This is a genomic window from Flavobacterium cheongpyeongense, from assembly GCF_003202435.1.
Lineage (GTDB): Bacteria > Bacteroidota > Bacteroidia > Flavobacteriales > Flavobacteriaceae > Flavobacterium > Flavobacterium cheongpyeongense.
On record NZ_QJHK01000010.1, the window covers coordinates 150,553 to 170,959 of the forward strand.

At 34.1% G+C, this 20,407-nt stretch carries 16 protein-coding genes and 1 pseudogene; 8 read left to right on the plus strand and 9 right to left on the minus strand.

Going from position 1 to position 20,407, the window contains the following annotated elements:
• Nucleotides 1-239: 239 nt before the first annotated feature.
• Entirely contained in the window at nucleotides 240-437 is a 198-nt protein-coding gene (locus tag DMB65_RS12880; protein ID WP_196239573.1) for a hypothetical protein, read from the minus strand.
• A 333-nt stretch (nucleotides 438-770) separates the two neighbouring features.
• Between DMB65_RS12880 and DMB65_RS12885 the strand changes: the two genes are divergently transcribed.
• Nucleotides 771-3,044 carry a glycosyltransferase gene (locus tag DMB65_RS12885; RefSeq protein WP_110307045.1) on the plus strand — a complete coding sequence of 758 codons (2,274 nt, stop codon included), beginning with the start codon at nucleotides 771-773 and terminating at the stop codon, nucleotides 3,042-3,044.
• 392 nt (nucleotides 3,045-3,436) lie between these two features.
• Nucleotides 3,437-3,592 carry a hypothetical protein gene (locus DMB65_RS22150; RefSeq protein WP_165834933.1) on the plus strand — a complete coding sequence of 52 codons (156 nt, stop codon included), beginning with the start codon at nucleotides 3,437-3,439 and terminating at the stop codon, nucleotides 3,590-3,592.
• A gap of 260 nt (nucleotides 3,593-3,852) precedes the next feature.
• Here DMB65_RS22150 and DMB65_RS12890 read toward each other — a convergent pair whose 3' ends face one another.
• Nucleotides 3,853-4,878, minus strand: a complete 1,026-nt coding sequence (locus tag DMB65_RS12890; protein WP_110307046.1) for a helix-turn-helix domain-containing protein — start codon at nucleotides 4,876-4,878, stop codon at nucleotides 3,853-3,855.
• A 165-nt stretch (nucleotides 4,879-5,043) separates the two neighbouring features.
• Here DMB65_RS12890 and DMB65_RS12895 point away from each other — a divergent pair, with 165 nt between their 5' ends.
• The 3 genes from DMB65_RS12895 to DMB65_RS12905 all read left to right on the plus strand — a co-directional run bounded on the left by DMB65_RS12895 (nucleotide 5,044) and on the right by DMB65_RS12905 (nucleotide 6,725).
• Nucleotides 5,044-5,538, plus strand: coding sequence for a DNA-deoxyinosine glycosylase (locus DMB65_RS12895; RefSeq protein ID WP_110307047.1), 495 nt, complete (start codon nucleotides 5,044-5,046; stop codon nucleotides 5,536-5,538).
• Between the two features lie 86 nt (nucleotides 5,539-5,624).
• A complete protein-coding gene (locus DMB65_RS12900; RefSeq protein WP_110307048.1) occupies nucleotides 5,625-6,212 on the plus strand; it encodes a DUF4142 domain-containing protein in 588 nt (195 codons plus the stop codon).
• Nucleotides 6,213-6,290: 78 nt separating this feature from the next.
• Nucleotides 6,291-6,725: a DUF6526 family protein gene (locus DMB65_RS12905; protein ID WP_110307049.1), complete on the plus strand. Its 435-nt coding sequence runs from the start codon at nucleotides 6,291-6,293 to the stop codon at nucleotides 6,723-6,725.
• 91 nt (nucleotides 6,726-6,816) lie between these two features.
• On the opposite strand, the gene DMB65_RS12910 is transcribed toward DMB65_RS12905, so the two are convergent.
• The 4 genes from DMB65_RS12910 to DMB65_RS12925 all read right to left on the minus strand — a co-directional run bounded on the left by DMB65_RS12910 (nucleotide 6,817) and on the right by DMB65_RS12925 (nucleotide 11,813).
• A complete protein-coding gene (locus DMB65_RS12910; protein WP_110307064.1) occupies nucleotides 6,817-8,046 on the minus strand; it encodes a sterol desaturase family protein in 1,230 nt (409 codons plus the stop codon).
• Between the two features lie 146 nt (nucleotides 8,047-8,192).
• Entirely contained in the window at nucleotides 8,193-9,479 is a 1,287-nt protein-coding gene (locus DMB65_RS12915; protein ID WP_196239574.1) for a Glu/Leu/Phe/Val family dehydrogenase, read from the minus strand.
• Nucleotides 9,480-9,948: 469 nt separating this feature from the next.
• Entirely contained in the window at nucleotides 9,949-10,803 is an 855-nt protein-coding gene (locus tag DMB65_RS12920; protein ID WP_110307050.1) for a DMT family transporter, read from the minus strand.
• 98 nt (nucleotides 10,804-10,901) lie between these two features.
• Entirely contained in the window at nucleotides 10,902-11,813 is a 912-nt protein-coding gene (locus DMB65_RS12925) for an EamA family transporter (RefSeq protein WP_110307051.1), read from the minus strand.
• A gap of 96 nt (nucleotides 11,814-11,909) precedes the next feature.
• On the opposite strand from DMB65_RS12925, the gene DMB65_RS12930 reads away from it, so the two are divergent.
• Nucleotides 11,910-13,337 carry an aminotransferase-like domain-containing protein gene (locus tag DMB65_RS12930; protein ID WP_110307052.1) on the plus strand — a complete coding sequence of 476 codons (1,428 nt, stop codon included), beginning with the start codon at nucleotides 11,910-11,912 and terminating at the stop codon, nucleotides 13,335-13,337.
• Nucleotides 13,338-13,780: 443 nt separating this feature from the next.
• Here DMB65_RS12930 and DMB65_RS12935 read toward each other — a convergent pair.
• Nucleotides 13,781-14,539: pseudogene (locus DMB65_RS12935) on the minus strand (IS91 family transposase); the annotation flags it as partial.
• Between the two features lie 117 nt (nucleotides 14,540-14,656).
• Nucleotides 14,657-14,806: a tyrosine-type recombinase/integrase gene (locus DMB65_RS22430; protein ID WP_230470672.1), complete on the minus strand. Its 150-nt coding sequence runs from the start codon at nucleotides 14,804-14,806 to the stop codon at nucleotides 14,657-14,659.
• 895 nt (nucleotides 14,807-15,701) lie between these two features.
• On the opposite strand from DMB65_RS22430, the gene DMB65_RS12945 reads away from it, so the two are divergent.
• Together DMB65_RS12945 and DMB65_RS12950 are read left to right on the plus strand one after the other, a co-directional pair.
• Entirely contained in the window at nucleotides 15,702-16,823 is a 1,122-nt protein-coding gene (locus tag DMB65_RS12945) for a sensor protein KdpD (RefSeq protein WP_110307053.1), read from the plus strand.
• Between the two features lie 72 nt (nucleotides 16,824-16,895).
• Nucleotides 16,896-18,617, plus strand: a complete 1,722-nt coding sequence (locus DMB65_RS12950) for a HAMP domain-containing sensor histidine kinase (protein WP_110307054.1) — start codon at nucleotides 16,896-16,898, stop codon at nucleotides 18,615-18,617.
• A 78-nt stretch (nucleotides 18,618-18,695) separates the two neighbouring features.
• On the opposite strand, the gene DMB65_RS12955 is transcribed toward DMB65_RS12950, so the two are convergent.
• Nucleotides 18,696-20,105 carry an APC family permease gene (locus tag DMB65_RS12955; RefSeq protein ID WP_110307066.1) on the minus strand — a complete coding sequence of 470 codons (1,410 nt, stop codon included), beginning with the start codon at nucleotides 20,103-20,105 and terminating at the stop codon, nucleotides 18,696-18,698.
• Between the last annotated feature and the right edge of the window lie 302 nt (nucleotides 20,106-20,407).

Sequence of the window (20,407 nt, forward strand, 5' to 3'; positions counted from 1 at the left end):
ATCAGACTATAATGTCTTATTTGATTTTGCAGAGCAGGTCCTGAAATCTTTGACTCTGAAATATTCCCCAAAAATTTCATGAATATAATCCTGACCATGTGGCTTTCCAGGATTTTCGTGTCTCCGTTTTTCATCATAGTATTTAAAAACCACTCAATCAGAGATCTCTTAGTATTAAAGGACTAATTTAATGAGTTTTTTTAAAACTATATTTCAGAAAACTTTCTGAGAGGACAATGTTATATTAAATTATCATCGAAATAAAGAAACATAACAATTGTTTTTACTTTTCGGACAGCCTCTCCTCCTTCCTTACATCTTTCTATCGGCATTGACTTATCACTTACATAAACCAAATCTAACTTTTCAATAGGCAGTTCATGTTTTGTAATTAAAAGAGTTATTAACTTTTGCTCTGCTTTTATAGTTTTATTCATGTTGATTTTTCGAAAACAAGATTTTTCTAAAACCAAAATACAAATTACTGATTTACAGAATAATTACTTATTAACAAATTTTAAAAAATAAAAAATATAGTATTAATCCTATTGATTTTTTTTTTAACTTTAAAAATATTTTTTATTTGCAGGTTGAATTATATAATTTCCATATATACCTTTTTGAGTTAATTTTTTAATGGATTGGATTAATTTTCGCTTGAGCTGATTTATAATTTTATAAAATTAATCTTAAATAAACAATCCAGTTTATTTCCAGTTTTACAGATGTAAGCCTTAACAATATAATAAACGTACTAAAAAATAATACCAATGAAAACGCTACAAACGACTAAATCAAAAATCATTTTTCTATCAACTTATCCTCCAACTCAATGTGGTATCGCTACTTATACGCAAGATACCATCAAAGGGATTATGGATGTATATGGAAATTCAATAAGCTGTGAAATTTGTGACCTGGTAAAATCTCCAAAAGAGAACCCAACGCATGCCTTTACCCTAAACACAAACGATAAAGAGGACTATGTAAGGGTTGCCGAAGAAATCAATAATGATGATTTGGTAAAACTCGTGCATATCCAGCATGAATTTGGCTTATTTGCCGGTCATTATGGAGAGTATTTATTAGAATTTTTAAATGTGATCAAAAAACCGGTCACCTTTACTTTTCACAGCGTTATTCAAAATCCTAATGAGGAATTAAAATCTTTTGTCAAATTATTGCTTTCATACAGTAATTCGGCTTTTGTAATGACTAATCAATCTCAGGAAATTCTGGTGAAAGATTATGACATTCAAAGAGAGATTATTACCTGCGTTGCGCACGGAACACACGTTGTTGTTTACGAAACCCCTGCACAGGCAAAACAAAAAATTGGTATTAATGACAAAAAAGTACTTTCTACCTTCGGACTTTTAGGCGAAGGAAAAAATATTGAAACGGGTTTACAGGCTTTGTCTAAAATTGTAGCAAAAGAACCAAATGTTCTTTATCTGATTATTGGCAGCACACATCCAAACCTGATTACCGATGGTGTAGATACCTATCGTGATAAATTAGAAACACTTGTTGACGAATTAAATCTGCGCAACAACGTTCGTTTCATTAATGAATATTTAGAGATTAATGAACTTTTGGATTACCTGAAAGCAACAGATATCTATTTATTTACCTCAAAAGATCCTAATCAGGCTGTGAGCGGCACTTTTGCTTATGCTATGAGTTGTGCCTGTCCGCTTGTGGCTTCTAAAATTCCGCATACCGTAGAAGTTTTAAGTTCAGATTGCGGGGTTTTAGTTGATATTGGAAATGTCGGTCAATTTGCTGAAGCTACATTGAAGCTGCTCTCTGATGATAATTTAAGAGAAGAAATGGGTAAAAATGCATTCCGCAAAATGAGAGCATCATCCTGGGAAAATGTCGCTATTATTCATATGAATACCTACAAAGATCTAATCGAAAGTGATACTACAATTGACTTTGATTATCCTCAAATTCAATTATCCCATGTCAAAAAACTGACTACAGAATTAGGAATGATTCAGTTCAGCAACATTTCTATTCCGGATTTATCTTCCGGCTATACCCTGGATGATAATGCGAGAGCACTGGTTGCAGTTGGGATGCATTATAAATTAACGGGAGACAAAGATGATTTACCTTATATCCTGATCTATCTTGATTTTATTCATCGTTGTCAAAAACCGGACGGAAGCTTCATCAATTACGTAGATGAACACAACAGGGAACATATTGAACAAAATGCAGAGGTTAATCTGGAAGATTCAAATGCGAGAGGAATTTGGGCCTTAGGTAGTGTGATTGCCATGAAAGATATTTTGCCTGAAAATATTGTGCATACTGCTTCTGAATGTTTTCTGAAAAGCCTGCCGTGGGCTGAAACGATTCAGTCGCCACGCTCCATCGGATTTGCTACAAAGGGATTGTATTTGTATAATTCTGTAATTCCAAATTTATACGTTTCAGCAATTATCAATAAACTGAATGCAAAATTAGTTTCGAATTACGAAATCTGTTCTACCAAAGACTGGAAATGGTTTGAAAATTATTTAACCTACGGAAACGGTATTCTTCCGGAATCTATGCTGTATGCTTATTTGGTAACCAATAAACCTATCTATAAAAAAATTGCATTAGAATCCCTTGATTTCCTTCTTTCAAAAATGTTTACAAAAAATGGATTCAGAGTAATTTCAAATAACGGATGGTACTATAAAGGTCAGGAACCTAAAGAACATGGAGAACAGCCAATCGATGTTTCCTACATCATTCAAACTTTGAATAGCTTTTACAATGAATTCAAAAATCCGTTGTACAAAGATTACATGAAAACAGCTTTTAATTGGTTCTTAGGTAAAAACCACTTAAAACAAATTATGTACAATCCTGTCAGCGGAGGGGGTTATGACGGTCTTGAAAAAGACAACATAAACCTTAATCAGGGAGCAGAATCAACCGTTTGCTATCTGACAGCCAGATTAATCATGGAAAATATTAAAGAGGCCGAATGCAAGGTAATCGACCTTATTAAAACAAAAGCAGATTTGATCATAAATTCTTAAACCCTGAATCCGTATTAACCTTCGTAGTGAAACTGAATTATCCAATAAAAACAAGAGCTAACAGACTATTTTTGTATAAGGAATACTTTTGTATTTTGAATTTAAAACGGAAGGAAGTTCTTGGTTTTCCAGAGGGCATCGAAGTTTACATTTGACCAATACAACAATATCAAAAACAAATGAATCCAGTTGAAGTAGATTTCTAATGTGTAATTTGGGTTAAAATGACTGACACAAGATAGAGTTGGGATAAAGGCATTGATTCTTCAAGACTTACAGTTGGATATGAAAAAAATGGCAATGCCTATGAAACCGTAAAAAAACAAAAAACCAAATGCAGCAGATGATTGATTGAATATAATTGAAGATGAGGACGTTTTTTAATAAACGTAATGAACGGAGATGGACTCTCTAAAGAAGTTTGTAATGAAATGAATTCGTATCAGGTACAAAAGGAAAACATTCCGGCCTGGGTTTTGAAATTGATGATCTGGATAATCAGCAATATGCTTTATCACACGGAGGATCTTAGAATGGTTCGCAAATAATTATGTTTAGTATTCAAAAGACAAAACAAAGTCTTTTGATTTTTACCAATTCAGACACAGGAGTTAACCTACATGAAAATTTACTCAAACATTATTTAGCTGTTAATGGACAAAAAATAGTTGATATAGAAACAAAATAAAAAACTAACCTTAAATTTTTGACCATTTTGAAACTATAATTTACTAAAAAATTAACCCAGATCAAATTATTAGACCAGAGTTAATTTTCATATAATTCTAATTGGAAGTAAAAAAATAAATTATGCGGTAATAGCCAACTGATTTTGACTAAACTTGTATTCTTTGGGACTACAGTTAAATTTTTGCTTAAAAATTTTAGAGAAATAACTTCTGCTGGTAAAACCAATGCAATACACTATTTCTGAGATATTTAAATCGGAGTTTTTAATCAGGATTTCGGCTTTTAAAATTCGCATGTGAGTAATAAAATCATTTACCGTTCTGTCGTGAATCATTTTAAAACCCTCCTGCAGTTTGTTTGGTGACAAACCAGATTGTTTGCTGAGCGATTTTATGGTAAAATGTTCCTCCGGAGATTCTTTTATAAGGTCTGAAAGCTTTTTTATTTCTTCCATTTCTTTTAAAGTGAAGCAGTTTATTTCTTTCGAAAAATTATTCATGTCGTCAGAATGCTGTTGGATTTGCATCGCTAAAATGATTTTCAAAATACCTTCTTTTAATAAATTCCGAACAATTCCGGTTTGGGCAATGGCGTTTAACTGTTCAATTTTTTCGGCTATTTTCAAATTATAAGAACCTACATAGAAAAAGTTACCAGAAGGGTTCTTTTCGAAAAAAATTTCTTTCACTTTATGATTCAAAAAATTATTTTCAAGTGAATCCGCATTTTGAGTTACTACTACAATTAAAGTGACTTTAGTGCTGGTATTCTTTTCAAAAAATAAAATATTATCTTCATTTAGGCTGGATGACGCTATAGCAGTCTGAAACTTTTTTAATTTTCTTTCTGTACCGGATATTCCAAAACTATGTGATAAACTTCCTTTTGAATAATAGCAAAAATAAACCGGAGAAATATCCCGATTTCCAATGCTGATTTTTATGTCTTCTGAAAAAGTCATATCAAATTGTAAACAGGAAACAGCATTATTAAAAGAAAATCCAACAATAGTCCCTTTGGCAAAATTATTGCTGACCTCTAAAGTATATTCGTCAGCATCAAAAATTATTTTGCCTCCTAAACCAGATGTCAGTTCTTCAAATATATTTTTAATGTTATCTTTATGTATAGTTACTATTTTCATTTTGCTCGGATTTAGATTCAAAAAATATATTTATAAGTAAAACAGATTCCTTTTTACTGTGAAATCTGAACTTCAAAATTCGTCCAAAAGAGTATGAAATGTGTTATATAATTTTTAGGATTTGTTTTATAATTACTTCTGCATTATTCTTTTAAACCATTAAATATGAAAAGTTTTTCTTTTGCCCCAATCACTTCAACTAATGCAGTTGTCTTGGTTTTAGGAACGATGCCCGGCACAAAATCCTTAGAAATACAACAATATTATGGTCATGCCCAAAATAATTTCTGGCGATTTATGTTTGAAATTTTAAATGAAGACTTCTCATCTGACTATGAAATTAGGAAAGGCCTTTTAATAAAGAACCACATCGCCTTATGGGACGTTTTGCAATTTTGTGAAAGGATTGGAAGTCTTGACAGTGCTATCAAAAATGAAATTTCAAATGATTTTGAACATTTTTTAAACCAGCATCGAAATATTAAGACTATTATTTTCAACGGTCAGAAAGCAGCTGCTTTTTTTAAAAAACATGTTGCCTTACAGAATATGGATTACGAGTTTATAACCCTGCCCTCTACAAGTCCGGCCAATGCAAGTCAAACATTTGATTCAAAACTAAAGGAGTGGAAGATTATCCAAAAAATGCTAAAAGTCTGAATGATATAACATTATCGAAACAAAGTGTAAAATTTGATAATTATGTTTAAATAATTTTACTATTATAAATTTTAAACATAATTATCATGAAAAAGATACTTTTAGTAAGTAAAGTAATTTTAGGAGCAGCTATCGTTTTAGTAAGTTTACACTCCTGTAAAAATGAATCCAAACAAGAAGATCCTAAAGAAGTAGCAGAAGATCAGAACGAAGCAAAATTTGACAGTATTGATTCTAAAGAAGATGATTCTGAATTTTTAATAGATGCAACCGAAATCAATATGGCCGAAATTGAAATTGGAAAACTGGCTCAAACAAAAAGTAACAATCCTGAAGTTAAAAAATTTGGTAAAATGCTTGTTGATGAACATACAAAAGCAGCCGCAGAGGTCAAAGCCATAGCTGACAAGAGAAATTTTTCACTGCCAACTTCAATTACTGAAGAGGGAAAAGATGAATATGATAAACTAAACAAAAAAACCGGTACCGATTTTGACAAAAAATTTGCCGATATGATGGTTGGCGGTCATGAAAAAGCAATAGACAGATTTAATAAAGCCGCTGAAAATACAACTGATGAAGAGATTAAAACATGGGCTTCTAATAGTGTTACCGCATTGACCGCACATCTTCAGCATGCTAAACAACTTCAGCAGGATTTAGATAAAAAATAAAATGGGTTACTTAGATTATTTAGGTTAAAAAGCTATTCTATTTTAGAGTAGCTTTTTTTAGATTTACAAAAAATAAATATGAAAACACAATCTTACAAAAATCATGTACGGTTTTACCCACCACATCATTTTATATATTACCCTATTTTGACAGTATTGATGTTTATTGCAATTTATTTTGCATTTACAACTCCGGAGAAACTTTTATGGGGATTTATAACTGTGATTTTTATATTTCTTTTCTGCCTTGCCTTTATGCTGCGCCAGCATTATGCATTGATTTTACAAAACAGGATCGTAAAACTGGAAATTCGGTATCGTTATTTTGTACTTACCGGAACCCGGTTTGAAACTATTGAATACCAATTTACAGATGATCAACTATTTGCGTTCCGATTTGCACCAGACAAAGAATTTTTACCCTTAATTGAACGTGCCCTTGCAGAAAATCTTTCGGCTGATGCCATAAAAAAAGCCATTGTAAGCTGGAAAGGGGATTACAACAGGGTATAAAATATGTTCCGTACAACTAACATATCCTCTTTAACTCAAAACACAAGTCATTTGATTTTATAAACCGAATGACTTGTGTTTTATTTTTATTCTATTCGTATTCTGAATTATCTAATTGAAGTAACACATCCTGATATCGTTTACTAAGTGAAAACAATTGTTCGGCAAAAATCATGATAGCCAACGGAACAAACAAAAACGTGATTAAATCTTCTTTGTATAAAAAATAGGCGGTTACCATAAATATTCGACCATATTCCAGATAATACATCCATTTTCGCTGTTCTAATAAAGCACCACAATTTATAAGCGTAATGAGTATAAAAGACAAAACAAAAACTTTATCAAAAAGATCTAAAAGGTCAAAATAATAAGTAAAGACACTAAGAACCAAAGCGCAGATGCCCAATTGGATGTAAAGGTAATTTCTAAATCGAAGTCTTTGATGCGGACTGCTTTTATCTTGCAAAAATCGTTTTTCCAATATTGGTCTGATATCCTGATCCATATCGGCAGGACTGCCAAAAACCGCTTTCCATCCAGCTTTAAAACCCTTTGAGCGTTTCCATAATTCATAAATTTCAAAGTAATAATGAAAATGCTGCCAGAGAAAACTATAACTTTTTAACGGATGGGTTAAACCATATTTTGGTTTCTCTTCCTCTTCCTGAAAAGTGCCAAAAATTCGATCCCAAAAAGTAAACATATCTCCGTAATTTTTATCTAAATATTTTTCATCAGATGCGTGATGCACTCCATGAATAGAGGGTGTTACAAAAATATATTCCAGCCATTTTATTTTACCAACAAGCTGTGTGTGAGTAAAAAACGAATAGGTGCCGTGTACAATCAGCATCATAATTACCATTCCAGGATGAAACCCGATAAACGGAAGCATACACCAGAAACCAGTTCTGATAATCGCCTGAAAAGTAGTAATCCTGGCTGCAGCAGTAAAATTAAATTCTTCGCTATGATGATGTACAATATGTGCCGCCCAGAAAAAATTAACTTCATGACCTAGTCTGTGATACCAATACCAGACAAAATCGGTTGCAAGGATTAAGGCAAACCAGATAAAAACATTCCCTGAAATATCGAACAGCCTGTAGTTGTCATAAATAAAATAATACAACTGATAAAAACTTGCCGCAATAAAAAGATTGATTAATCTTTCTGCGATACCAATACTAATGTTAGAAACAGAACTTTCGTAATTGAAAATCTCTGTTTTTTTTCTGCGCTGCATCAGCTTATATTCCAGAAATAAAAAAATGAAAAAGGCAGGCATTGCAAATGCCAGAAAATTAATATGTCCCATTTTTAAAATCATTTTTAAACCATAAACTTTATTAATATAATGCTTTGGGGGTAATAGTCTTTGACGCTTTTTTTTTATTCCGCTTCTCTTTACAAAAAAATCTAACTGACGTTTTTAATAAATACACCCAACGGATTAAGGTTAATTTAATTATGCCTGAATTTTTCAGCTTCCAATGCTACCTCTTTTATCGCCTGAGTATCGGCTACTTTTTGCAAAGCAATAACATATGCAGCAATACGAGGTGTCACATTGTGTTTCTCTGCTACTCTGAAAACAGTTTCGAAACCTTTTTCTAAAATATCTTCCAGACGTTTGTTAATTTGATGGATTCTCCAGGACTCCAAAAGAGAGTTTTGAAGCCATTCAAAATACGAAACTGTAACGCCGCCTGCATTCGCTAAAATATCCGGAACAACCAAAACATTATTTTCATGCAGGATTTTATCCGCATCTGAAGAAACCGGACCATTTGCTCCTTCTATAATTATTTTTGCTTTAATAGCACCGGCATTTTTTTGTGTAATTACATCTTCTTTAGCCGCTGGAATCAATACATCAACTTCCAAAAGCAAAAGTTCCTCATGTTTGATTGCTAATGAATTAGGGTATCCTTTTATACTCTTATTATTCAGGTTATAATACAAAATCAATTCCGGAATATTAAGTCCTTCTGGATTGTAAAAAGCTTCTGAAACATCGCTAATAGCAACAATTTTTAATCCTTTTTCATATAAAAATAATGCCGAATGCAGTCCTACATTTCCAAATCCCTGAATCGCAACTGTAGTTTTTACTGGTCTCAGTTTTAATTTTTGAAGTGCAAGAAGGGTAATAATACTAACTCCTCTGCCGGTTGCCTCTACCCTTCCTAATGAACCTCCTGAATGCAGATGTTTTCCGGTAACAACAGCATGAATCGTTTTGCCGTGTACCAAAGAAAACTCATCCATCAGCCAGCCCATTTCATCCGGACCAGTTCCCATATCCGGCGCAGGAACGTCTTTCTCTGGACCAAAAATATCAGACAAAGATTTGGTATAGGCTCTGGTAATTTTCTCTAATTCAGTTTTTGAATGTTCTCTCGGATCGCAAATAATTCCGCCCTTTGCTCCTCCAAACGGAATTCCGGTTACCGCAGATTTCCATGTCATCCAGGCTGCCAGTGCTTTTACCTCATCAAGGTTCACAGCAGTATCATAACGAATCCCTCCTTTTGAAGGCCCTAAAGCTGTATTGTGAATAACACGATAACCTTCAAAATTTTGAATTTTACCATTATCAAGTGTAATGGTGAAATTTACTACAATTTGCTTTTCGGGTTTTTGTAATCTCTGTCTGATAGATTCATCAAGGTTTAAAATATCGGCTGCGATATTAAAACGGTCAATCATAGACTGAAAAGGATTCTGTTTAATTATTTCTAAGCTCATAATTTTTAATTTTAAGATTTTTATACAATTGATTTTGAAATTTTTATATTTTAAGACTTTTGTAATTTAAAAAGATGTTTCACATTTCCTGTACTAATAATTACTGTAGCTCCAACATGGAATTTTTATAAGGCAGCATTGCATCAGCGTATTGGTATATTTATTTGGTCTCATATCTATAATTATATTAATTCTTCAAAAAAAAGCCTTTCATGGGTATGAAAGGCTAAAAAAAAAAAATAACTAACAAGTACTTTTCTATTAACGCCATTTCAAGACATGATTCAACATGCAGCACATCGTAAAGCTGCATCTGAAAGACATCATATTTAGAATATAGTTTCTCATAGTTGAGGCAAATTTATAAATTATATTTATAAATTCTATAGAAATAGTAGAGTTATTTTAAGTAAAAGAGAAAAAAAACCAATAACAACCTATAAAACAAGCTGTTATTTTTAAATAAAAATTACTTAATTTGAGAATAAACAATAAAAATAATCGAAATTAAGGCTAAAATGACGCCCAAAAAGTTCATTTTAGATAACTTCTCTTTGAAAAAAAGGATTCCAATAAGACTTCCTAAAACAATAACCCCCATATTCATTCCCGCAAAAACAGTAGATGGATTTTTTGAAAAGGACTGATGTGCCTTTAGGTAAAATAATATATTTCCGAAATTAAATATTCCTGCTAATGCTCCAAAAAGAATGTTTTTGAGTTCCGGTTTTACTTTTTTCAAAACAAGATCACAGATCACAATAAGCAAGGAGACAACCAAAGCGATATTAAAAACTAAAAATAAAGAAGTCGTAAATGGTAAAGTGCTATAAAGAGCAATTTGTTTAAAAAGAATATCGATTACTCCAAAACCTAATAAAACAATCGCTGGATAAATCCACTTATTCTGTTCGTTTTCGGAAGGTTTTCTCAAAATAAATAAAAGCGCCAAAAAGCCAATGACAAGTCCAATTATTTTATAAATATTAAATTCTTCCTTAAAAATAAACCAAGCCGCGAGTATCGGGATAAAAAGTGATAACCGCTGTGCCGCATCTGTTTTTACAATTCCCATATGCTTGATGGAAGCTGCCAACATCACAAAAACAACAGGAAGCAGAACCCCCAAAGCTATATAAATATTCCATGGATTAGTTTTTGAAACCTCAGCCAAATTTGGACTAAAAGCCAAATAAGAAAATAAGATGGCAAAAACATAGTTGAAAGTAATTATCTGAACGGAATTGCAATTGTAACGGCGGGTTATTTTAAAAATAATTCCTATTGTAACACTGCAAATGATACTTAAAATCAGAAATAACATACTACAATTTTTTACTGTAAAAATAGTGTTTTAAATCAAAAAAAAAGCCCGAATTAGATGGATCATCTTCCATGCAAATATTTAAAGCTTTATATCCTTTAGTTTTCGGCTGCTACTATAGCTTTTGTTTTTTTAGCAAAAACATGATGTGAATTAAAAACCAGTACAGCAAGAAAAATAATACTATATGCCAGAACCTGCAACGGTGTAATTTTCTCTTTATAAACAAAACAAGCCAATGCAAAACCAATCATCGGGTTGATGTTTAACAACATTCCAACAGTTGAAGAATTGATTCCTCCTAATGCATAGAGGTTTAAAAACAAGGGGATAATCGTAAAAAATATTGCTATGGTTTCAATACAAAAATAAAAAGTAAAATCTGTAGGTACCGGACCACTGTATACCGGATAAAAAGGCAATAAAAATAAAGCTGCTAATGTAATATGGAAAGTCAGGACAATAAACGTATCAAAACCTTTATTTACACGCTGACTTACTAAATAAGAGGCATAAGTGAATCCAATAATGATACTAAAAAACATATCCATAATAGCTGCGTACGACAACAACAAACAACCTGAAATACTTAATACAACAGCAAACCATTGCGTTTTTTTTAATTTTTCGTGCAAAATAAAATAAGCCAATAAAGTGGTTAAAATAGGACAAACCAAATAAGCAAGGGAGGTCGCTTTTATGCTAACATGATTCATAACATAAATAAAAGTAAACCAGTTGGCCATGAGAAAAAAGCTTCCGCCGATGTTGAGCAAAATAGCGTTTCTTTTTTTTGAAGAAGATAAGGATTTGAAAACTTCAATGGTTTCACTAATCTTTTTTCGTTTAAACACAAAAGCAATCAGCAACATTAGAACGCTGCAGCTAAAAACGCGATAGAATAAAATATCCAGTGAAGCATATTCGTGTATTGGTTTCAGTACAAGGCTGAAAAATCCCCAAACGGTATAAGCTGTAATGGCAGCGAGGTAATATTTTGTAGTTTTCATGAGCTTTTCTGGTGTAAATCCGATAAGGCAAATTTCTTAAAAATAAAACAGCAATACAGATACAGTTTTTGTAAATTGCACCATAACAGTTTTTAGATGAAGCATTCAAATTACCTGTATTTGCAGTTTGCCGATGTGATTGAAAAACAGATAAAATCGGGACTTTTAAACGTTGGAGACAAATTGCCTTCGATTAGGGAAGTATGTGCAGAAACCGGCTACAGCATGAGTACCGTGAGTAAAGCCTATTATGAAATTGAAAGCAGGTCATTAATAGAATCAAGACCACAATCCGGCTATTATGTGAGTAATGTTTCTGCCAGAGTTATTCCTGAACCAACGGCGAGTTCCCCTATTCTGACCACACAAAATATTGAAAGAGAAGATTTGATTGATTTGGTGTATGGAAACATGACAGACAAAAACGTAACCATGCTTTCATTGGGATTCCCTTCAAATGAACTTCTTCCTATTGCAAAACTGAATAAAGGAATGGTTCAGGCAATGCGTCAGCTTCCTAACAGCGGAACCAGTTATGAAGAAATACAGGGCAATGTTAATCTTAGAAAAGAAATCGCACGCTGGTCTTTTGCCTGGGGAGGGTCTTTAACAGAAGATGATATCATAACTACTCCGGGCTGTGTAAGTGCCATCTCACATTGCCTTATGGCGGTCACAAAACCGGGAGACACCATTATTACAGAAAGTCCGGCTTATTTTGGCGTTTTACAACTGGCAAAATCTTTAGGCTTGTATGTGATGGAACTTCCAACCAATATAACGACCGGAATAGAATTAGATGCACTAAAAAAAGCCATTTCTACCAAAAAAATAAAGGCTTGTGTATTGATGAGTAACTTTAGCAATCCGTCAGGCAGTATGATGCCTAATGAGCATAAGGAAGAAACTGTCCGCTTAATGGAACTGTATAATATTCCGCTTATCGAAGATGATATTCACGGTGATTTGTATTTTGGCTCCGGCCGGCCATCAAATTGTAAAACATACGATCAAAGCGGAATTGTGATGTGCTGCAGCTCGGTTTCTAAAACCCTGGCTCCCGGATATCGGGTGGGGTGGGCAATTCCCGGGAAATTTAAGAAAGAAATTCTACGTACAAAATTATATCACACCATCTCTTCTCCTACCATTACTCACGAAGTTGTGGGTGATTTTTTGAAAAACGGCCGTTATGAGAACCATCTTCGGAAAATTCGCCAGATATTGAATCATAATTGTAATAATTACATCAATATCATTTTAGAATCTTTTCCAAAAGGTACAAAAGTGAGTCAGCCTCAGGGTGGTTTTTTTCTTTGGATAGAGCTTGATAAAAAAATAGATACCGCCCAGTTTTATCATTTGGCCATGAAACATAATATCAGTATTGCGCCGGGACGAATTTTTTCTTTTCAGGATCAATTTTCAAATTGCATGCGGCTTAGTTTTGGCTTGCCATGGACAAACGAATTACGTAAATCCATTCAAACACTGGGTAAACTAGCCACTCAGCAAACCTTATAAATTCATGAAATGACACTACTTATAATTATTTCGCATGTAACCGTACTGAGCATTTAATGATTGGCTTAGTAGTCTGCTTAAACCCAAAATACAAATCGCTCTAACGATTCTCAATAGATTTTTTGTTCCGTTTCTCTACACAAAAAAAACTCGAACTGACATTTTTGAATAATTTCACTCAACAGCTAGAGCTCGTTGGGCTTGAAAAGCCAACAATGAAACTCCTTTTGAACGGAACCGCTCTACATCCATCTCTATGAGTTTTCGATAAATGAGTTATAAGAATTTCAAGAAGCTATCGCGCCTCTTTTTTTTGAAGTCGTTTTTAAGTTTGTTTTTTTTGATGTTTTTCCTCACTTGTGGGCATAAGTTCCCTTACCCATGAATTAGCTTTTACAGGGATTTGAATTTTGGCTATTGCCAAGATACCATGCTGACGGACCACGCTGGTCAAAAGTGACATTATCGTTGTCAATGCTTTTGATTCGATGGTTGCTAATGGCAATCTTATGGGTGTACCTCCCCAAATATTCCACCACTGAATTTGAGCTACCAAAAGGCTTTTTGGCAAAAACTACCCACGGTTTTTGCCAAAATTCTTGCCGGATTTGTTTGTACTTTATAGGTTCTTTCGCTTTGAGTTTCTCACAATATTTAGCACTAAAAACTTTTGATAATGCCTTGACTGGAAACAGAAATTTTCCATTGCTTCGGATATTTTGCCATTGTCCGTCTTTATTCACTTCGCCACCTGAAACAATGCAATGCAAGTGCGGATGCAAACCTAATTGCTGTCCCCAGGTGTGCAAAACCGAAATCATTCCCATTTGTATTTCTTTGGCTTTGCCAAATGTTGCAAAGTTTCCCAAGTCGCTTCAAACAATGCATCGTAGACCATTTTGGGTTGATGAATGTCCAAAGAATGAATCGCTTCGGCAAGGTAAAAACCACATCGAAATAAGGAACTGGTAAGAGTTCTGTGCTTCTAGCTTCTATCCAATGCTCTCGCTTTTTGCCTTGACATTTTGGACAATGCGATTGCAACAAAAGTTGTAACTGATAGTGAGATTCCGAAATTCATCCCAAGCATCGATATGACCACCTAACTCAACAGTTCTACATTTTTTTATTACCGAAAGTGTGCGAAGTTGCCGGGTATTTAATCCGTAGTTTTCAATTTTGGAACCAATTTTTAGCAACATATCGGCTACTTCATTTCGACTGCGCTCAATGCAGGCTAGTTTGCCGCTACATTATGCAAAAAGCGTATCGAGTGGACTAAATTTGTGTTGACTAGCGGGTTGGGCAATGTGCAGATACTACATTGTGGTTTCAATATTCTGGTGTCCCAAAAGGTCTTTAAGAATCATACCATATTCGAGTAAATGTGTGGCATAACTATTCCGCAGTGTGTGGGTGTGAACTTCCTTTTGTTTACTGCTGCCTTCGCTACTTGACGCACCACCCATTGTACACCAAGCTGGGAATAACGATTGTCAAAATCACCTCCTGACCGGTCAATAGGCTGACCATTAAATAAATAGTTCTGAGGTTTTCCCTTAGATGTATTTTTTGAGTCCGCGTATTAAATGAACCGATAAGGGAACATAGCGTTTTTTTTCCTTTCCCTTGAACCACTTTAAGTTGCTTGCTATCAAAATCCAAGTCTTGCAATCGTATTTCTAGCTTCCATACAATAAAGTTCACAGCTATAAAGCAAGCCAATAAGGATGCGGTGTTTGAGCAATTTTGCGTTTTGAAGCATTGCCCAGACTTCTTCTTTACTCAAAACAACGGGCAATTTTTTCTCGTGTTTTATAGAAGGTAAACGAAGAAACTCACACGGTAAACCTTCGGATTTGAGTAAAAACCGAAGTCCATAGACGCAATGTTTGAAATAGGTTTACGAGGGTGTTTTAAACTTTTTTTGCAAATAAAACAAATAGTCTTGTACTTGTTCAGGATCGAGCTCAGTCGGGATTTTACCAAAATACAACGAAATAGACCCTACATGACGAGCGTAATTATTGAAAGTACTTTGGCTTCTGCCTAAAACCAATCGTACGCTCAAAACGAATTATGAGTCCCTCAAAACCTGGGACTTCCTGCTTGGCCTGCTAAGGATTTTGTTTTCTCTTAATTCTTCAACATTCTTTTTTGTAGTCATATCTTATAGATTTTAATTATATTCGTAAGGCACAAAATCATCAACTTTACTACCGAAGGTTTAATTCAACAGATACTAATATGTCGTTTGTAATGAAATCTTTGGCGATTAGTTTTTAATATGTGAAATGATTTCTGTAAAATGTGAAATGTGTTTGACCATTTTACATTTTACAGAAAACTTCTTACCCTGAAAACATGGAAAACGAAAATAACGCACAGCACTTTCTCAATTTGATTCAGAAATCACGAAAGGGGAAATTTAAAATCTACATTGGAATGAGCGCCGGTGTGGGAAAGACTTTCCGTATGCTTCAGGAAGCGCATTCGTTATTGAAGAACGGGATTGATGTAAAAATTGGTTACATCGAAACACATAACCGGAAAGAAACACATGAATTAGTAGCCGGTCTGCCTATTATTCCGAGACGAACTATTTTTTATAAAGGAAAAGAACTCGAAGAACTGGATTTTCAGGCGATTATCAATCTGCACCCCGAAGTTGTTATTGTAGATGAACTGGCGCATACCAACGTTGAAGGAAGCAAAAACGAAAAACGCTGGCAGGATGTTCTGGAAATTCTGGAAGCGGGAATTAATGTGATTTCGGCTGTGAATATTCAGCATATTGAGAGTTTAAACGAAGACGTAAAACGTATTACGGGAATTGATGTTCAGGAACGAATTCCCGATAATGTTTTGCGTCTTGCAGATGAAGTGGTCAATATCGATTTGACTTCAGAGGATTTGATTGCACGTTTAAAGGAAGGAAAAATTTATACGGCAGATAAAATTCAGACAGCGTTAACTCACTTTTTTAAATCAGAACAAATTCTACAATTACGTGAATTGGCTTTGAAAGAAGTAGCGAGTCAGGTGGTTCGAAAAGTTGAAAATGAAGTTCCACATCTGCATGCTTTACGACATGAAAAATTGCTGGCCTGTATCAGCAGTAACGATAAAACGGCTAAAATTGTAATTAGAAAAGCATCACGTCTGGCAAGTTATTATAACGGAATCTGGTATGTTTTGTATGTAGAAACGCCAAAAGAAAGCAGTACAAGAATTGCTCTTGATAAACAACGGCACTTAATTAATAACTTTAAACTCGCAGTTCAGCTTGGTGCAGAAGTTATTAAAGTAGAAAATTCGAATATTTCCAATGCAATTTTGACAACTGTAGAAGAAAAACAAATTACAACTGTCTGCATCGGAAAACCGCATTTGAATTTATTTAAAGTAATTTTGTCTACAACAATTTTCAGGCGTCTGCTAAATAAATTATCATTATCAAACGTCGATCTTGTTATATTATCGTAAAATGTTTTAATGTGAGATATAAGATTTTTCATTTCACATTTTACAGGAAACATTTCACTCAAAAAATAAAATATGAGAATTAAAACCAAATTGAATCTGGGTGTTGGATTGTTATTTTTGATGATCATCATTCTCTCGTTAGTGAGTGCTTATTCTGTTTTTTTAATTAAGCAGGACACCGAGAATATTCTGAAATCCAATTACAATACGCTGGAATATTCGCGAAATATGATTTCTGCTTTGGACGGAATTAAATTGGGTTCGAAAGAAACCATTCAGAATTTTGAGGAAAATCTCGAAAAGCAAACCCATAATATTACAGAACCAGGCGAAAAGCAGGCAACCGAAAAACTGAAAGAAAGTTTTGCTCTTTTAGCGAAAAATAATGCCGATGAAGCTGTAAAAGCGCAAATCCGTCAGGATATTTTTGCCATTATGAAACTGAATCTGGATGCCATCAAACAGAAAAGTGATATTGCTAAAAAAACGGCAGAAACGTCCAATTTCTCCATTGCTATTGTGGGAACTTTGTGCTTTTTGATAGCGTTTAATTTATTGGTTAATCTGCCAAATAACATTGCAAATCCAATTAGGGAATTAACGCTCAGTATTAAGGAAATTGCGAATAAAAACTATTCAGAACGTGTTCATTTTACGAGTCACAGCGAATTTGGAGATCTTGCCAAATCATTTAATACTATGGCTCAGAAACTTGAAGAATATCATAACAGTAATTTGTACAAATTATTCTTTGAGAAAAAACGACTGGAAACGCTTATCAATAATATGAACGATCCGATAATTGGTTTGGATAACGAAGGTATTGTTTTGTTTGCCAATGATGAAGCACTGAAAATTATTGGTCTGAAATCAGAAAACATCATTAACACACAGGCATCTGAATTGGCGGTTACGAATGATTTAATCCGTTCTTTAATTTTGAAAGAAAGTGAAAATGAAATTCCGAAAAAACAGCCTTTAAAAATATTTGCCAACGGCAAAGAAAGTTACTTTGAAAAAGAAATTCTCAATATTACGATAACACCGACCGGTGAAGAAAAAGAAATCAATATTGGTGATGTGATTATTCTGCGAAATATTACGCTTTTTAAAGAACTGGATTTTGCTAAAACCAATTTTATCGCAACAGTCTCTCATGAATTAAAAACGCCAATCGCTTCGATAAAACTGAGTTTACAATTGCTTGAAAATGCCCAAACCGGCGGTATGAACGACGACCAGAAACAATTGGTCGAAAGTATTAAAGAGGATAGTCAGCGATTGTTAAAAATTACAGGCGAATTACTCAATCTGTCACAACTGGAAACCGGAAATATTCAATTAAATATCGAAAAAAGTAATCCGAACACAATTGCAAATTATGCCGTTGAAGCTGTAAAAGTTCAGGCAGATCAAAAGCAGATTCAATTGATTATTGATGCTGATGAAAATCTAAAAGACGTAAAAGCCGACAGCGAAAAAACAGGATGGGTTTTGATTAATTATTTATCGAATTCGATTCGGTATTCGCCTGAAAAAAGTACGATTCACATCAAATTAAAAGAAGAAAACAATCAAATCGTTTTTCAGGTTATCGATACCGGAAAAGGAATTGACCCCAGATACAAAGACAAAGTTTTTGATAAATATTTCCAGATTCCGGGAAGTCCAAAATCAGGAACAGGACTGGGATTGGCAATCAGTAAAGAATTTATAGAAGCTCAAAACGGAACTGTTGGAGTAGAAAGTAATTTAGGATTGGGTAGTACTTTTTGGTTTGCTTTAAATGTTTAATTTTTTATCTCAAAACAAGAGACATAAAGTATAGGAAACGCCATATTTTCGTTAATATGGCGTTTTTATTTTATAATCTTATTCTTTTGGGTTCATAAAATAATAAACCGGAATTCCAATTAACATAATCAGGATTCCCCAACCACAGGTTGAAAACTTTGTAATCAATAAAGAAACGCTTATCGCCGATGCTACAATAATGTAAAGCAATGGTAAAAACGGATATCCAAATGCTTTATAAGGCCTCTCTGCATTGGGCATTTTTTTACGTAAAATAAAAATCCCGTAAATCGTCAAAATGTAAAAAATCAAAACAATAATGATAACAAAATCTAACAAATCACCATATTTCCCAGTCAGGCATAAAGCCGAAGCCCAAATGCACTGTGCCCACAAAGCCCATGAGGGTACACTAAAATTATTCAGTACTGCTGCTTTTTTAAAGAACAAACCATCGTTTGCCATTGTATAATACACTCTCGCACCCGCCATAATCAAACCATTATTACAGGCAAAAGTCGAAATCATAATCATAATAGCGATAACCAAAGTTCCAATATCTCCAAAAATATATTGCGAAGCTACTACCGCTACCCTATCCGATTTGGCTGTTGCAATTTCGTCTAACGGAATCACTGCCAAATACATCAAATTTGTCAAAACATAAATAATAGTCACGATAAAAGTCCCTAAAAACAAACTTAAACCCACATTACGTTTTGGATTTTTAATCTCTCCCGCAATAAAAGTTACCCCCACCCAGGCATCACTCGAAAACAACGAACCCACCATCGCTGCCGAAATTCCGGTAATCAATGCCTTTCCGCTAACAGGAAGCCATGAACCATTATCTGCATTATAAGAATGAGGTGTCCAGGCATCTGCCCAGTTAGCATCCCAAACCGATGCTTTTGCTGCAAGTGTTAATCCAAAAACGATCAAACCCAGCAATGATAATATCTTAATTATGGTAAGAATAGTTTGAAGTATTTTTCCGTTTTTTACGCCCCGACTATTAATGTATGTCAGTAAAACAATAGTTACAATTGATACAATCTGAGCTGCGTTGAGTTTAAAAGCCCCTAATTCAAATAATATATTTTCATCACTCAGAGGTTCATAAAGATAGGCTGCAAACTTAGAGAAAGCTACACCAACGGCAGCAATCGTTCCGGTTTGGATTACCGCAAAAAAGCTCCAGCCATACAAAAAGGCAATCAGTTTATTGTATGCTTCTTTCAGGTACACATATTGCCCTCCTGCTTTTGGAAACATGGCACTCAGCTCTCCATAACTTACTGCTGCAATAATGGTAATGAGTCCTGAAATTAGCCAAATCAATGTCAGCCATCCTGCCGATCCTACTTGTCTGGCAATATCTGCACTCACAATAAATATCCCGGAGCCAATCATAGAACCTACCACAAGCATGGTTCCATCTAGTAATCCGAGTTCTCTCTTAAAATTTTCCTGGTTGTCTTCTTGCATTATTTTTTGGTTTTTTGGGTTGGTTAAAGATATACTTTTTTTGGACATTTTTTAATTAGCCCCCTAGATTGTTAGAATTTTAGATTATTTGATTTTATTCTTTTGGGCGTGTCCCAAGGGCCGGGCTTTCGGCTATATCTTTTGTTCCGTTTCTCTTCACAAAAGGATACCGCCTCTATCCCAATGTCATTAAGTTAAGACATAAATAGATAAAAACCATTGGGTTACGAACCTAAATTAGGTTCTTTGTAATTGACAAAAAAACAAACCCAATGGTAGAAGCAAATATAAAAATAATAGAA